Source organism: Glaciimonas sp. GG7 (genome assembly GCF_052976905.1).
Genome location: NZ_JBRIIQ010000263.1, coordinates 1 through 219, shown reverse-complemented (window position 1 = coordinate 219; position 219 = coordinate 1). Strand labels below are relative to the sequence as shown.

General features: G+C 58.9%; 1 protein-coding gene. It reads right to left on the bottom strand.

Features of this window, described 5'->3' with window-relative positions; genetic code table 11:
* Window positions 1-22: 22 nt before the first annotated feature.
* On the bottom strand, window positions 23-219 hold a 197-nt coding region (locus tag ACVBEF_RS21430; RefSeq protein WP_447125912.1), incomplete at its 5' end, for a hypothetical protein.

Here is a 219-nt window from a genome sequence, read left to right as displayed (position 1 = left end):
TGGGCAGTCGGTGATAGCTTCTCTAGGCGCCCGGTTCATCGAGCACGAATCGATCTATTTCCCAGTACGCATCTGCAAACCCGTCCGTCATCGCCGCCCCTGGCTCCATATCATTAGGGATGCATTCCGCGTCTGTCTCGTCCGTCACCGCCGCACCTGGCTCTATACCATTGGAGATGCCATCCGGTTCTGTCTCGTCCGTCACCGTCGCACCTGGCT